The 13474-nt window shown below is 65.4% G+C and carries 12 protein-coding genes; 3 read left to right on the top strand and 9 right to left on the bottom strand.

Annotated features, from left to right (window positions below):
- Window positions 1-169: 169 nt before the first annotated feature.
- From NQJ30_RS04100 to glnA, 5 genes are all read right to left on the bottom strand, one after another.
- Window positions 170-727, bottom strand: coding sequence for a GNAT family N-acetyltransferase (locus NQJ30_RS04100; protein ID WP_255768468.1), 558 nt, complete (start codon window positions 725-727; stop codon window positions 170-172).
- A complete protein-coding gene (locus tag NQJ30_RS04095; protein WP_255768467.1) occupies window positions 724-1473 on the bottom strand; it encodes an amino acid ABC transporter ATP-binding protein in 750 nt (249 codons plus the stop codon). The genes NQJ30_RS04100 and NQJ30_RS04095 overlap by 4 nt, the downstream gene beginning before the upstream one ends.
- Window positions 1470-2909, bottom strand: a complete 1440-nt coding sequence (locus NQJ30_RS04090; protein WP_255768606.1) for an amino acid ABC transporter substrate-binding protein/permease — start codon at window positions 2907-2909, stop codon at window positions 1470-1472. The genes NQJ30_RS04095 and NQJ30_RS04090 overlap by 4 nt, the downstream gene beginning before the upstream one ends.
- A 202-nt stretch (window positions 2910-3111) precedes the next feature.
- Window positions 3112-6123, bottom strand: coding sequence for a bifunctional [glutamine synthetase] adenylyltransferase/[glutamine synthetase]-adenylyl-L-tyrosine phosphorylase (locus NQJ30_RS04085; protein ID WP_255768466.1), 3012 nt, complete (start codon window positions 6121-6123; stop codon window positions 3112-3114).
- A gap of 9 nt (window positions 6124-6132) precedes the next feature.
- The gene (gene glnA, locus NQJ30_RS04080) at window positions 6133-7473 is read right to left on the bottom strand and encodes a type I glutamate--ammonia ligase (protein ID WP_255768465.1); all 1341 of its coding nucleotides are present in this window, start codon (window positions 7471-7473) and stop codon (window positions 6133-6135) included.
- Window positions 7474-7750: 277 nt separating this feature from the next.
- On the opposite strand from glnA, the gene panB reads away from it, so the two are divergent.
- Window positions 7751-8656: a 3-methyl-2-oxobutanoate hydroxymethyltransferase gene (gene panB, locus NQJ30_RS04075; protein WP_255768464.1), complete on the top strand. Its 906-nt coding sequence runs from the start codon at window positions 7751-7753 to the stop codon at window positions 8654-8656.
- A 26-nt stretch (window positions 8657-8682) separates the two neighbouring features.
- Here panB and NQJ30_RS04070 read toward each other — a convergent pair whose 3' ends face one another.
- Together NQJ30_RS04070 and NQJ30_RS04065 are read right to left on the bottom strand one after the other, a co-directional pair.
- Window positions 8683-9258 carry a YceI family protein gene (locus NQJ30_RS04070; protein WP_255768463.1) on the bottom strand — a complete coding sequence of 192 codons (576 nt, stop codon included), beginning with the start codon at window positions 9256-9258 and terminating at the stop codon, window positions 8683-8685.
- A gap of 132 nt (window positions 9259-9390) precedes the next feature.
- Entirely contained in the window at window positions 9391-9555 is a 165-nt protein-coding gene (locus NQJ30_RS04065; protein ID WP_255768462.1) for an SPOR domain-containing protein, read from the bottom strand.
- A gap of 119 nt (window positions 9556-9674) precedes the next feature.
- Between NQJ30_RS04065 and map the strand changes: the two genes are divergently transcribed.
- Both map and ppgK read left to right on the top strand, forming a co-directional pair.
- A complete protein-coding gene (map, locus tag NQJ30_RS04060) occupies window positions 9675-10553 on the top strand; it encodes a type I methionyl aminopeptidase (RefSeq protein ID WP_255768461.1) in 879 nt (292 codons plus the stop codon).
- A 63-nt stretch (window positions 10554-10616) separates the two neighbouring features.
- Window positions 10617-11420 (top strand): polyphosphate--glucose phosphotransferase, encoded by an 804-nt coding sequence (gene ppgK / locus NQJ30_RS04055; protein ID WP_255768460.1) that lies wholly within the window; start codon window positions 10617-10619, stop codon window positions 11418-11420.
- 36 nt (window positions 11421-11456) lie between these two features.
- Here the strand turns inward: ppgK and nrdR are convergent, their stop codons facing one another.
- Entirely contained in the window at window positions 11457-11963 is a 507-nt protein-coding gene (gene nrdR / locus NQJ30_RS04050; protein WP_255768459.1) for a transcriptional regulator NrdR, read from the bottom strand.
- Between the two features lie 128 nt (window positions 11964-12091).
- The gene (hisD, locus tag NQJ30_RS04045) at window positions 12092-13468 is read right to left on the bottom strand and encodes a histidinol dehydrogenase (RefSeq protein ID WP_255768458.1); all 1377 of its coding nucleotides are present in this window, start codon (window positions 13466-13468) and stop codon (window positions 12092-12094) included.
- Between the last annotated feature and the right edge of the window lie 6 nt (window positions 13469-13474).

The raw sequence follows: 13474 nt of genomic DNA, 5'->3' as shown, positions 1-13474 counted from the left end.
GGGCCGGCTCCAGACGTGCTGAGACCAAGAGCCAGCCCCCTGACATGTGCTCCCCCGGACGAAGACTTTTCAAGCCTTCCCCCCAACAAGGACTGAAGAACACCGCCACCCACATGATGTGTCAATGTGCGCCCCGAGGCAACCGCCGTGACGCCCGTGTCCGGCAGAATCAGCTGGTGAAGCGGCTGTACATGATCCGCTGCGGCCCGGAAGTGCCGCCGAGGTACTGTCCGTGGTCCACGAATCCGGCATGCCGGTAGGCGGCAAGCCCCGCCGGGTTGGCCTCGTTGACCGAAAGTACGACGCCGGCCTCCCGTCTTCCGTGCGCGGCCGTCAGTTTCGCCGCGGCCACCACCGCCTTGGCAGCAGCGATCCGGCCCAGTCCCCTGCCCTGGCGGTGACGGTCGATGGCAAACCCGCGCAGCAGCCAGGCCGTGTGGTCGTCGGGCCACCCGGCGAGCGTCGCAGCGCCCGCCTGCAGGGTCAGGACACCCACGGCGGTGCCGTCGGAGTCAATGACGTACGGATACCGGCCGTCTTCCGCCAGACCCGTGAGTGCCATCCGTAGCGGGTCGCCGACGAACATCCGGTGCTCGGCACTGACTTCAAGTCCGGCGATCTCACCGAGCTTGACGGCGCGGGCGTCGCCGTCGAGGTCCTTCAGCGGCAACAGCCACACGTTGTCAGCCACCACAACACCCGGCCCGGCGTTGCCGGCCCGGATCACAGGACCTTGGACAGGAAGTCCTGGGTGCGCTGCTGTTGCGGGTTTCCGAACAGCTGCTCGGGGTTTCCCTGCTCGCAGATGACGCCGTCCGCCATGAAGAGCACCCGGTCGGCGACCTCCCGGGCAAAGCCCATTTCGTGTGTCACGAGGACCATGGTCATACCTTCGCCGGCCAGGTCTTTAATGACCTGCAGCACCTCGCCCACCATCTCGGGGTCGAGCGCGGAGGTGGCTTCATCGAAGAGCATGATGTCCGGGTTCATGGCCAGCGCCCGGGCTATGGCGACGCGCTGCTTCTGGCCGCCGGAGAGCGACGCCGGGCGGGCATCGGCCTTCGCGGCCAGGCCGACGCGTTCCAGCAGTTTCAGGGCGCTGGCCCGGGCCTCGTCCTTACTCTGTTTCTTCGATTCCACCGGCGCCAGCATAATGTTCTCAATCACCGACATGTGCGGGAACAGGTTGAAGTGCTGGAACACCATGCCGATGTGGCGGCGGACCTCGTTGATGTCCACTTTGGGGTCTGACACGTCAAAACCATCGACGGTGACGTGACCGGCGGTAATGTCCTCGAGCTTGTTCAGGCAGCGCAGGAACGTGGACTTGCCCGAGCCGGAGGGGCCGATAACACAAACCACCTCACCCTCCGCTACTTCGGCACTGATGCCCTTGAGGACCTCATGTGCCCCGAAGGACTTCTTGAGGTCCCGGACCGAGATCTTGCTGGCGGCACTGACTGCTGTGCTCATTTGTTGAACCTCTTATCTGCAACGTTGGCCAGTTTGGTCAGGAGCATGATCACCACGAAGTACAGAACGGCCACGATCAGCAGCGTTTCGGTGATCCGGAAGTTGCCTGCGTAGATCTGCTGGCCCTGGTAGAGGAGTTCGGCGAAGCCGATGGCGAGCAGCAGTGAGCTGTCCTTGAGCATGATGATCAGCTGGTTGATCAGGGACGGCGTCATGATTTTGAAGGCCTGCGGAACAACCACCTTCTGCATGGACTTGGCGTAGCCGAGGCCCAGGCTGCGGCTGGCTTCGAGCTGGCCCGGATCCACGGACTGGATGGATCCGCGGACAATTTCGGTGATGTAGGCACCGGAGTTAAGGCTCAGGGTCAGCACACCCGCCACCCAGATGTCGATCGGCTGGCCCGTCAGCTGCGGGATGCCGAAGTAGAAGAAGAAGGCCCACACCAGCAGCGGGGTCCCGCGGAAGACGCTGACGAAGGTCGTGGCGATGCCACGGAGCAGCACGCTGGTGGAGATCTTCAGGAAGCCCATGAAAAGACCGATCAGCATGGCGATCGCGAAGGAAATCGCCGTCACCAGCACGGTGTTGCCAAGGCCCTTCATGAGGGCGGGGAAGCTGTTGACCAGCAGGTCCCAGAAGCTGGAAGGGGTGGCCTGAGTGGGGTCTTTCAGGTACTTATCCAGGATTTCCTGGTACTTGCCGCTGGACTTCAGCTCACCCAGACCGGTGTTGAACGCCTGCAGCAATTCCGGGTTCTTGCCTTTGTTGACCGCGAAGCCGTAGGAGCCGCCCTTTTCCTTGTCGGTCACGGCCTTGAGGCCGTTGTTCTGGCTGATGCCGTACGCCAGCACCGGGTAGTCGTCGAAGACAGCGACGGCGTTTCCGGACTTTACGAACTCGTACATCGTGGCCGACTGGTCCAGGGACTTGACCGTGAAGCCGTATTGGTCGGCGATCGACTTGGCGAACGTCTCGCCCTCACTGCCGGTCTTGGCCGTGACCGTCTTGCCCTTCAGGTCGCTGTAACTCTTGATGTCCGAGTTGGCCTTGGCCACTGCCATCTGGACGCCCGACTCGAAGTACGGGTCGGAAAAATCGTAGATCTGTTTGCGGGGCTCCGTGATGGACATGCCGGCGATCACGCCGTCCACCTGGTTGGAGGACAGTGCCTGGAGGGCCGCGTTGAAGCCGAGCGACTTGATTTCGACGGCGAATCCCTGCTTCTTGGCGATCTCCCGGATGATGTCCATGTCGATGCCCGTCAGTTCACCCCCGGCGTCGCGGAACTCGAACGGAGCGAACGTGGTATCCGTCCCAATGACGAAGGTCTTACCGGAAAGGCTCGACGGCGCGGCGGCCGGATGCGCTGATCCGGCGGTGACTGCCGGTGCGTCCGTCGGAGCCGCGGCGGCGCCAACGGCACCGAAGAGCATCGCGGCAAAGGCCAGCAACGCTCCGATGACTGTGGCCCGCCGTGGCCGGACGGCCCCGGTCTGCTGGAGTCTGGACAAGTTCTAACAACCCCTAGGTAAAGTGCGGCGACCGGTCCTTGGGCCGGCAAAACTGACCCCTAGAGGTTACCCGCATTTGGCGGCTGTGATCACGTGCGCGCCTGCGGGAGGGCCCCGTTACCCGTTAATGACCGTAGAAAACCCGCTCAAAGACCGCACGGGCCCGCCGGCTAAGGCGCAGGTAATCTTCCTCCAGCGCTGCAGCGTGGCCAGGTTCGTAGCCGCACCAGCGGGCAACGGCTTCCAGGTCACGGCGTGAGGACGGCAGGAGGTCCGAGGCCCTGCCGCTCCAGATGACGTTGGCGGACCGGATCCGGCTCGCCAGGCGCCATGAGTCCGCCAGGAGTTTCGCGTCAGCCACGTAGAGCAGCCCCAGGGACGCCGCCGCGTCCAGGGCCGCCACGGTGGAGGTCGTCCGCAGTTCAGCGTGCTGGCCCGCGTGCTGGAGCTGGAGGAGCTGAACCAGCCATTCGACGTCGCTCAGTCCCCCGCGCCCCAGTTTCAGGTGGCGTGCCGGGTCCGCCCCGCGGGGCAGCCGCTCCGCCTCCACGCGGGCCTTGACCCTGCGCACCTCGCGGACGTCGTGCTCCGAGATCTCTTCCGGGTACCTGATCGGATCGATGAGGGCCACGAAATCGGCCGCCAGGGCGTCGTCGCCGGCCATCGGGCGTGCCCGCAGCAGTGCCTGCGCTTCCCAGACCAAGGACCAACGGCGGTAATACTCGGCGAAGGAATCCAGCGAACGCACCATGGCGCCGTTCTTGCCCTCTGGACGGAGGTCCGCATCCATCTGCAGGACCCGCTCGGCCATAATCGCGGGTTTCAGCGGCTGCGTCAGGAGGCTGGAGACCTTGGAAACGATCCGGGCGGCCTGTTCCTGGGCTTCCTCGTCCGTGTAGCCGGGGAGGGCCCGGTGGACGTACATCACATCGGCGTCCGAGCCGTACCCGATTTCGCGTCCGCCCTGCCGGCCCATGGCAACGATGAGCATGGCGGTCTTCAGGGGACCCTTCGCAGATACAATCCCTTCGGCCACCCGCAGGGCGCCCAGCACGGCCGCCCGGTCCGTGTCCGCCAGGGCTGCGCCCACCTCGTCCTGGTTCAGTAGGCCCGCAGAATCGGCGATGGCGATCCGCAGGATCTCGCGGCGACGGATCAGCCGGATCAGGCGCATGGCATTTTCGGGGTCTGAATGGCGCGACATCTTGGCCGTAATCTCCTGCCACTGGGCTTCAAAAGCCAGCGGCGCGAGGTCCTTGTCGTTGCCCAGCCAGGCCACGGACTCCGGCGACACTTCCAGCAGGTCCGCAATCAGGCGTGAGTTGGAAAGGACGTGGCACAGCCGCTCCGCGGCGGCCGTGGAGTCACGGAGCATGCCCAGATACCAGTGGGTGGTTCCGAGCGCTTCGCTGACCCGCCGGAACGCCAGGAGCCCGGCGTCCGGATCAACCCCTTCGGCGAGCCAGTCCAGCAGGATCGGCAACAGCTGGCGTTGCAGGGCGGCCCGCCGGCTGACACCCGCGGTCAGTGCCTCGATGTGCCGCATCGCGCCCTTCGGGTCAAGGTAACCGAGGGCGGCCAGCCGGCCCTGGGCTGCCTCCGGCGTCAGCTTGGCGTCTTCGGTGCTGAGCTTGGCGGCCGTGTTAAGGAGCGGGCGGTAGAAGATGCGTTCATGCAGCTCCCGGACGGACCGCTTGGTTTTCTGCCACTGCGCGAGCAGCGCGTCCGAATGCGGGCGGTCCGTGGAAGACGGGCCAAGCACTGCTTTGGCGAGTGCGCGCAGGGCCGTTTCGCTGACGGGCATGAGGTGCGTCCGGCGGAGTTGGAACAGCTGGATCCGGTGCTCCAGGAGCCGGAGATAGCGGTAGGCCCGGTCGAAGGCAGCGGCGTCGGACCGGCCAATGTAGCCTCCGGCTGAGAGCGCCGCAATGGCGGAGGTGGTGTCCCTGCGACGCAGTGACTCGTCGGATTTGCCGTGCACCAACTGGAGGAGCTGGACGGTGAATTCGACGTCGCGCAGGCCGCCCCGGCCCAGCTTGATCTGGCGCTGCTCCTCGGCGGCGGGAATGTGTTCGGTAACCCGACGCCGCATCGCCTGCACTGATTCGACGAAGCCCTCCCGCCCCGCGGAAGTCCAGATGAGCGGAGCCACCGCGTCTTCGTAGCGTTCCCCGAGCTCCCTGTCCCCCGCGATGGTGCGGGCCTTCAGCAGGGCCTGGAACTCCCAGCTCTCCGCCCAGCGCGCATAGTAGCTCTCGTGGGAGGCGAGGGTCCGCACCAGTGGCCCGGACTTCCCCTCCGGCCGGAGGTTGGCGTCCACTTCCCACAGACCCGGCTCCCGCGCCACCGAGGAAATCGCTCGAGAGATCCCGGCGGCCAACGCTGTGCCGATGGTGCTGGCCCGGGCATCGTCCAGGTCCCCGGCGTCGATCACATAGATGACATCGACGTCGGAAATGTAGTTCAGCTCCCGCGCTCCGCATTTGCCCATGCCGATGACGGCGAGGCCGACGCCGGCAACTTCCACGGCACTGAACTTGTCTGCGGCTTCCGCCCGGGAAACGGCCAGGGCAGCCTCGATGGCAGCTCCTGCCAGATCGGCAAGTTCAGCGCCGACGGCGGGCATGAAGTCCAGCGGGTCCGCCGCGCACAGGTCCTTGATGGCCAGGTCCACCACCCCGCGGCGGTATGCCGTCCGCAACGCGGCATAGGCTTCGGAGCCGGTGATCCCGGCCAGCGGCCTGGAGGACTTCGAGTCAGCCCGGACGGAGGAGAGCAGGGTGGCCCGAAGCTGCTCCGGATCCGCCTGCAGCGGTTCCGGGCTGGCAGTGACATCAAAGGCCACCAGGTGTTCCGGATGCCGGATCAGGAACTCACCCAGGGCCTCCGAGGCGCCCAGGACGCGGTACAGCGGTTCGCTGGTTTCCGGGTCGGCGGCAGCCAGCTCCCTGAGGGCCGGATGCTTCTCGATCAGGCGGACCAGGGACTGCAGCGCGATGTCGGGGTTCGCGGCCATCTGCAGTCCCGCGAAAATCCTCTCCTGGTCCAGGCCTTCCAGTTCGGGGGCAGCCAGAAACCTCTCGCCCTTCTCCAAGTCGCTGAAGCCGGCCGAGATGAGGCGGCGGGCGAGGCTCACCGCTGCCGCCTAGAGGATGCCGAGATTGCGCTGCAGTTCGTAGGGCGTCACCTGCAGCCGGTAGTCCTGCCACTCAGCCCGCTTGTTGCGCAGGAAGTGTTCGAAGACCTGTTCGCCCAGAATCTGCGGCATCAGTTCCGAATCCTCCATGGACCGGATGGCGTCGTGGAGGCTGGCCGGCAGCGGATCATGCCCCATGGCGCGCCGCTCAGCCGAGCTCAGCGACCAGACGTCGTCCTCTGCTGCTGCGGGGAGCTCGTACCCTTCTTCGATGCCCTTCAGGCCCGCGCCCAGCAGGACCGCGTAGGCGAGGTAGGGATTGGCTGCGGAGTCGATGCCGCGGTATTCGATCCGGGCTGACTGGCCCTTTCCCGGCTTGTACAGCGGTACGCGGACCAGTGCCGACCGGTTGTTGTGGCCCCAGCTCAGGTAGCTGGGTGCTTCACCGCCGCCCCACAGGCGCTTGTACGAGTTAACGAATTGGTTGGTCACCGCCGTGAACTCGGGGGCATGCTTCAGGATGCCGGCGATGAACTGGCGCGCCGATTTAGACAGCTGGAACTCTGCGCCGGCCTCGTAGAACGCGTTGGCGTCGCCTTCGAACAGCGAGAAGTGGGTGTGCATGCCGGAACCCGGGTGCGCCGTAAAAGGCTTGGGCATGAAGGTTGCATACGTACCCTGCTGCAGGGCCACCTCCTTGATGACCGTCCGGAACGTCATGATGTTGTCAGCGGTCTGGAGCGCATCGGCGTAGCGGAGGTCGATCTCGTTCTGTCCCGGGCCGCCCTCGTGGTGGCTGAACTCCACCGAGATGCCCACCGACTCCAGCATGGTCACCGCGGTGCGGCGGAAGTCCTGGGCCACGCCGCCCGGAACGTGGTCGAAGTAGCCGCCCTCGTCCACCGGCACGGGCGCGCCGTCAGGGCCGGGTTCCTGGGACTTGAGCAGGTAGAACTCGATCTCCGGATGGGTGTAGCAGGTGAAGCCCATGTCCGCGGCTTTGGCCAGGGTGCGCTTAAGCACGTTGCGCGGGTCGGCGGTGGAGGGCTCGCCGTCGGGGGTGAGGATGTCGCAGAACATGCGCGAGGTCTGTTCCGTCTCGCCGCGCCACGGCAGGATCTGGAAGGTTGCCGGGTCGGGCTGCAACAGCATGTCGGACTCGAAGACGCGGGCCAGTCCCTCAATGGAGGAACCGTCAAAACCCAGCCCTTCCTCGAAGGCGCCTTCCACCTCGGCCGGCGCCAGGGCCACTGACTTGAGTGATCCCACGACGTCGGTGAACCACAGGCGCACGAACCGTACGTCGCGCTCCTCGATAGTGCGCAGGACAAACTCTTGCTGGCGGTCCATGATGGCCTCTTCTCCGGTCAACGTTCACGCTCCGGGTCCGCGGAAGCGGCAGCCGGCAGCAGTTCACCATCACTTTACTAAGCAATCCACCCCGATGCGGGAGCCGCGGCCCCGCGTAACACAGGGTTAACATGGCAACCGGGTGAGATCGTGTCCCCTGCGGCAGAATCACCCTGCGCTGCGTCGCCCTGTCCGCCGATAGGCTATGACGCGTATCACAGCACACGGGGCGGCGGCCGGGTGGCTAGGACCGTCCGTGCCGCACTACGCTCTTGGCATGGCGACCTCCAATAATCCGGACCCGAGCGTGTCCGCTGAAGTACCCGCACCTTACGGAAACGGCCCCGCACGGGAGGAAGCGCCGTCGTCCGCGGCTGCTGCGAAACCTCCAGCCAAAGTCCGCGTCCACCACCTGCAGCAGGCCAAGCGGGACGGCACCAGGTTCGCCATGCTGACCGCCTACGAGCAGTACAGCGCCGAGATCTTCGACCAGGCCGGCATTGACGTACTCCTGGTGGGAGACTCCGCCTCCAATAATGTTTTCGGCAACGAGACCAGCCTGCCGGTGACCGTGGATGAACTCCTCCCGCTCTGCCGCGCAGTGGCCCGTTCGGCCAAGCGCGCCATGGTGGTGGCGGACCTGCCCTTCGGCAGCTATGAGGTCTCCCCCCAGCAGGCTGTTGCCACGGGCGTCCGGTTCCTCAAGGAGGGGCTGGCGCACGCCGTCAAAATCGAGGGCGGCAAGTACTACGCGGAAACCGTCCGGGCCATGGTGCAGGCCGGCGTCCCGGTCATGGCCCATATCGGGTTCACCCCGCAAAGCGAACATGCCCTGGGCGGCTACCGGGTCCAGGGGCGCGGCGACGACTCCCGGCGCCTGATTGACGACGCCGTCGCGCTGGCTGAAGCGGGTGCGTTCAGTGTCCTGATGGAAATGGTCCCCGCGGAGACCGCCGCAGCCGTCGACGCTGCCGTTGACGTGCCAACGGTGGGCATCGGCGCCGGCAATGCGACCACTGGACAGGTTCTGGTGTGGCAGGACATGGCGGGGCTCAGGGGTGGCCGGATGGCGAAGTTCGTGAAGCAGTACGCCGATCTCCGCACCACTCTTAGCGACGCTGCCAAAGCCTATGGCGAGGACGTCCGGTCAGGCCAGTTCCCGGGCGCTGAGCACTCGTTCTAGCCTGCGGCGCCCTCCAGGCCGGAGCCTTATCCCCCTTGCCTGGAAGCGGCGTCGTCGACCTTGATGGCGGAGACCTCGAATTCCAGGGTGATCTTGTCCGACACCAGGACTCCGCCGGAGTCCAGCGTGGTGTTCCATTTAAGGCCAAAATCCTGGCGGTTGATGCGGCGGGATCCTTCGAAACCGGCCCGGAGGTTGCCCATCGGGTCCCGTTCGACGCCGACAAAGTCGATCGGAATCGAGATTTCCCGTGTGACGCCCCGAATGGTCACGCTGCCGCTGACGATGAAGTGTCCCTCGTCCACCTGGTCAACGCGGTCGCTCGCGAACGTGATCTCCGGGAAGTTGGGAGCGTCAAAGAAGTCGTTGGTCCGCAGGTGCTGATCGCGGTCCGCGTTGCGGGTATCGATGCTCGCGACCTTGATGGCCAACTGCACGGCTGAGCGTTCGGGGGCATCCGGGTTGACGGTGATGGTGCCCTCGAAGTCATTAAAAGCGCCGCGGACTTTGGTGACCATGGCATGCCGGGTAGAAAAGCCGATGCGCGTGTGTGCCGGGTCGAATCGCCACTGACCTGCGTATTCGGGCTTTATCTCAGCCATGTTGTGCCTCCTTGCGGTACCAGCCGGTCCGTTGCACCGACATATTGTAGTAACTCTCGCAGACGGAGACCGCATTGGGGAATGCCAGCGGATCAGAAAGTGGCCGCGCACCCCGGTGCGCGGCCCTTCCGTTCAGTCCTCTTCGCCCTTATCCCAGGCTTCGTTGCGGGCACGGACCTTCTCCAGCGCGTGCTCCGCCTCTTCACGTGTCTTATACGGGCCGATCAGCTGGCTCCAGTCAGAGAGCGCGTCCTCTTCCACTTCGTGGGTGTTCACGTTGTACCAGTACTCAGTCATCGATGCTCCTCGTTCCGGCTTGAAGAATGCCCCGCTGTGATCCGCGTAACTTAACAGCCGATGCGGACAGGTTGGGACTTCCATTACTTGCGTTCTGCAGCGCCTTATATGATCAATGTATGCCTTCCCTCACCACCACTGCACCTACCGGGACCCTGACCAGGGGAACCGTCAGCCCGCAGCTCCCGGTTCCTGCGTCCATACCGCGGCCGGAGTATGTGGGCAAGCCCGGCCCGGCCAAGTTCACCGGCTCCGAGGTCAAGTCGGCTGAAACTGTCGAGAAGATCCGGATCGCCGGCAGGATCGCTGCCCAGGCCATCGTGGAGGTGGGGAAGCATATCCGGCCGGGAGTCACCACAGACCAGCTGGACAAGGTGGGACACGAGTTCCTGTTGGACCACAACGCCTACCCGTCCACCCTGGGCTACCGGGGGTTTCCCAAGTCCCTGTGCTCATCGCTGAACGAAGTCATCTGCCACGGCATCCCGGACAGCACGGTGGTCCAGGACGGCGACATCATCAACATCGACATCACGGCCTTCATTAACGGCGTGCACGGCGATACCAACTACACGTTCCTGGTCGGGGATGTCGACGAGGAATCACGCCTCCTGGTGGAACGCACCCGGGAGTCGCTCAACCGGGCCATCAAGGCGGTGGCTCCGGGCCGCGAGATCAACGTGATCGGCCGTGCCATCCAGTCCTACGCGAAGCGCTTCAGTTATGGCGTGGTGCGGGACTTCACCGGCCACGGCGTGGGTGAAGCGTTCCACACGGGCCTCATCATCCCGCACTATGATGCCGCTCCTGCCTACAGCACCGTGATCGAACCGGGAATGGTGTTTACGATCGAACCCATGCTGACCCTCGGCACCGTGGAGTGGGACATGTGGGAAGACGACTGGACAGTTGTCACCCGCGACCATAAGAGGACGGCCCAGTTTGAGCACACGCTGCTGGTGACTGACTCCGGCGCCGAAATCCTGACGCTCCCCTAATTTTCCTTGACCCCGGGTCAGCCGCCCGGCCTGCCCGCCCGACCTGCCACGAACGGAACAACATTGGCCAAGAAGGACGAGAAGTCGCACAAGAAATCCCCGCTGATCGGCATCGACATCGGCGGTACCGGGATCAAGGGCGGCATCGTCGACCTGAAGAAGGGCAAGCTGCTGGGTGAACGGTTCCGCGTTGCCACTCCCCAGCCGGCCACCCCCGAGGCCGTGGCGGACGTGGTGGCACAGGTGGTGGCGGAGCTGTCCGGCCGCCCGGAGGCTCCGGCCGCCGATTCGCCGGTGGGGGTCACGTTTCCCGGCATCATCCAGCACGGAGTGGTTCATTCCGCGGCGAACGTTGACAAGAGCTGGCTCAACACGGACATCGATGCCCTGCTCACGCACCGTCTGGGCCGGCCGGTGGAGGTCATCAACGACGCCGACGCCGCCGGGCTGGCTGAAGCGCGGTACGGTGCCGGCGCCGGGGTTGACGGCACCGTCCTGGTCATCACCCTGGGCACCGGAATCGGGTCGGCCTTTATCTTCAACGGCAACCTGGTGCCCAATGCCGAACTGGGCCACCTGGAAATCGACGGCTTCGACGCTGAGACGAAAGCTTCAGCGGTGGCCCGCGAGCGGGACGGCCTGACCTGGGACCAATACAGCGTGCTGCTGCAGCGCTATTTCTCCCATGTCGAGTTCCTGTTCTCCCCCGAGCTGTTCATTGTGGGCGGTGGCATCTCCAAGCGCGCAGACGAATACCTGCCCAACCTGAAGCTCCGCACCCCCATCGTCCCCGCTGAGTTGAAGAACGAGGCAGGCATTGTGGGCGCCGCCGTCGAAATTGCCGTCAAGCACAAGCTCACCAAGTAGCCGCTGCTGACCCGGCGCTGACCGCGGCGCCGGGTCCTACAGCGGGCTCTTCTCGGAGCTTCTGCCGCCCTTCGCGGCCGGACCGCCGGTTTCTTCCACCGACTCGTGGCGAAGCAGGGCAATGGCAGTCTCGAAGTCTTCCAGGGATTCGAAGGCCTGGTACACGCTGGCGAAGCGCAGGTATGCCACCTGGTCAAGCTTCTGCAGCGGGCCCAGGATCACCAGGCCCACTTCGTGCGCCTCGATCTCCGCTGCTCCGGAGGCGCGGATTTGCTCCTCCACTTCCTGGGCAAGGAGCGCGAGGTCATCTTCGCTGACGGGCCGGCCCTGGCATGCTTTGCGGACACCGTTGATGACTTTGCTGCGGCTGAATGGTTCTCCGACGCCGGAGCGCTTGATCACCGAAAGGCTGGTGGTCTCCACGGTGGTGAACCTGCGGCCGCACTCGGGGCACTGACGGCGGCGGCGGATGGCCGAGCCGTCATCCGCCATGCGGCTGTCCACGACGCGGGAGTCCGGGTTACGGCAGAACGGACAATACATGGTGGCGCCTCCCTCTATCTCAGCCTGCGGCCTACCACTGCATCTTACGCCACTGCAGGCCGCAGACCACCATATGTTGTGTCACATAGGACTACATATGGTGGTTGGCCGCCCGGGCAGGTCCGGATCTAGGCGTGGCCCGCGAAACGTGCCGTGACTGCCTCACCGTGGGCCGGCAGGTCCTCAGCACCGGAAAGGCTGACGATGTGGGCACTGACTTCCCGGAGTGCGTCCCGGCTGTAATTGACCACCTGGATGGCGCGGAGGAACGTGGTGACGTTCAGGCCGGACGAGAACGCCGCCGTACCGCTGGTAGGCAGCACGTGGTTGGAGCCGGCACAGTAGTCCCCCAGGCTGACGGGGCTGTAGTCCCCCACGAAGATGGCGCCCGCGTTCCGGATTCTGGCGGCCACCGCGGCGGCGTCGGCGGTCATGATTTCGAGGTGCTCGGCGGCATACGCGTCGCACGCTGCCACGCCTTGGTCGAGGTCCTCCACAAGGACGACGCCGGACTGGGGCCCTGACAGTGCCTCGCAGACCCTGGCGGAGTGCTTGGTGGCGGCCGCCTGCCGGTCCAGTTCGCTGCGGACCGCGGCCGCAAGATCCTCCGAATCGGTGATGAGTACCGAGGCCGCCCGGGGGTCGTGTTCGGCCTGGCTGATCAGGTCGGCGGCCACCAGGTCCGGACGTGCTGACGAATCGGCAAGAATGGCGATCTCCGTGGTCCCGGCCTCGGAGTCGATGCCCACCACGCCCTTGACGAGCCGTTTCGCCGTGGCCACAAAAATGTTGCCGGGCCCCGTGACCACATCAACGGGCTCAAGGGCCGGGCCGGCGTCGGAGGCGTCCACACCGTAGGCGAACGCCGCAATGGCCTGCGCGCCGCCGATGGCGTAGACCTCGCTGATGCCGAGCAGGGCGGCCGCGGCAAGAATGGTGGGGTGCGGGAGCCCGTCGAAGTCTTTCTGCGGAGGCGATGCCAGGGCGATGGATTCCACGCCCGCAGCCAGCGCGGGGACCACGTTCATGATGACCGAGGACGGGTAAACCGCCAGGCCGCCGGGAACATACAGGCCCACACGTGAGACCGGCACCCAGTTCTGGCTCACCAGGGCGCCGTCGCCAAGTTCGACGTCGACATTGCGCGGCCGCTGCCCGTCAGCGAACCGCCGGGCCCGGCTGATGGATTCTTCCAGCGCGCTGCGCACGGCCGGGTCCAGGTCCGACAGGGCCTTCGCCAGCGAGTCGGCCGGAACCCGTGGATGAACCTGGTCAACCCCGTCGAACCGCCGGGCAAAATCGCTGAGGGCAGAGAATCCCTGCTGCCGAACCGCGTCGATGATGTGCAGGACCTTTTCTTCCGCGTCCGCCACGGTGTGCTGCGTGGCGCGGGGCACGGCGGCGCGCAGGCCGGCCAGGGTCAGTCCCCGGCCCCGCAGGTCGACTGTCCGGAAGTTGACGGTTGCGGTTGGCGCGGCTGCTGGAGATTCAGGAGAAATGGTCACCGGTTC

The sequence above is a fragment of the Pseudarthrobacter sulfonivorans genome, assembly GCF_024391045.1.
In the GTDB taxonomy this organism is placed as follows: Bacteria; Actinomycetota; Actinomycetes; order Actinomycetales; family Micrococcaceae; genus Arthrobacter; species Arthrobacter sulfonivorans_B.
Note: the sequence above shows the minus strand (reverse complement) of the source record. Positions and strands in the feature narration are given on the sequence as shown.

Coding starts and splice junctions, on each gene's coding strand:
- NQJ30_RS04095 (WP_255768467.1), bottom strand. CDS start 1,473: ATGAGCACAGCAGTCAGTGCCGCCAGCAAGATCTCGGTCCGGGACCTC.
- NQJ30_RS04090 (WP_255768606.1), bottom strand. CDS start 2,909: ATGCTCTTCGGTGCCGTTGGCGCCGCCGCGGCTCCGACGGACGCACCG.
- glnA (WP_255768465.1), bottom strand. CDS start 7,473: ATGGACCGCCAGCAAGAGTTTGTCCTGCGCACTATCGAGGAGCGCGAC.
- panB (WP_255768464.1), top strand. CDS start 7,751: ATGGCGACCTCCAATAATCCGGACCCGAGCGTGTCCGCTGAAGTACCC.
- NQJ30_RS04070 (WP_255768463.1), bottom strand. CDS start 9,258: ATGGCTGAGATAAAGCCCGAATACGCAGGTCAGTGGCGATTCGACCCG.
- NQJ30_RS04065 (WP_255768462.1), bottom strand. CDS start 9,555: ATGACTGAGTACTGGTACAACGTGAACACCCACGAAGTGGAAGAGGAC.
- map (WP_255768461.1), top strand. CDS start 9,675: ATGCCTTCCCTCACCACCACTGCACCTACCGGGACCCTGACCAGGGGA.
- nrdR (WP_255768459.1), bottom strand. CDS start 11,963: ATGTATTGTCCGTTCTGCCGTAACCCGGACTCCCGCGTCGTGGACAGC.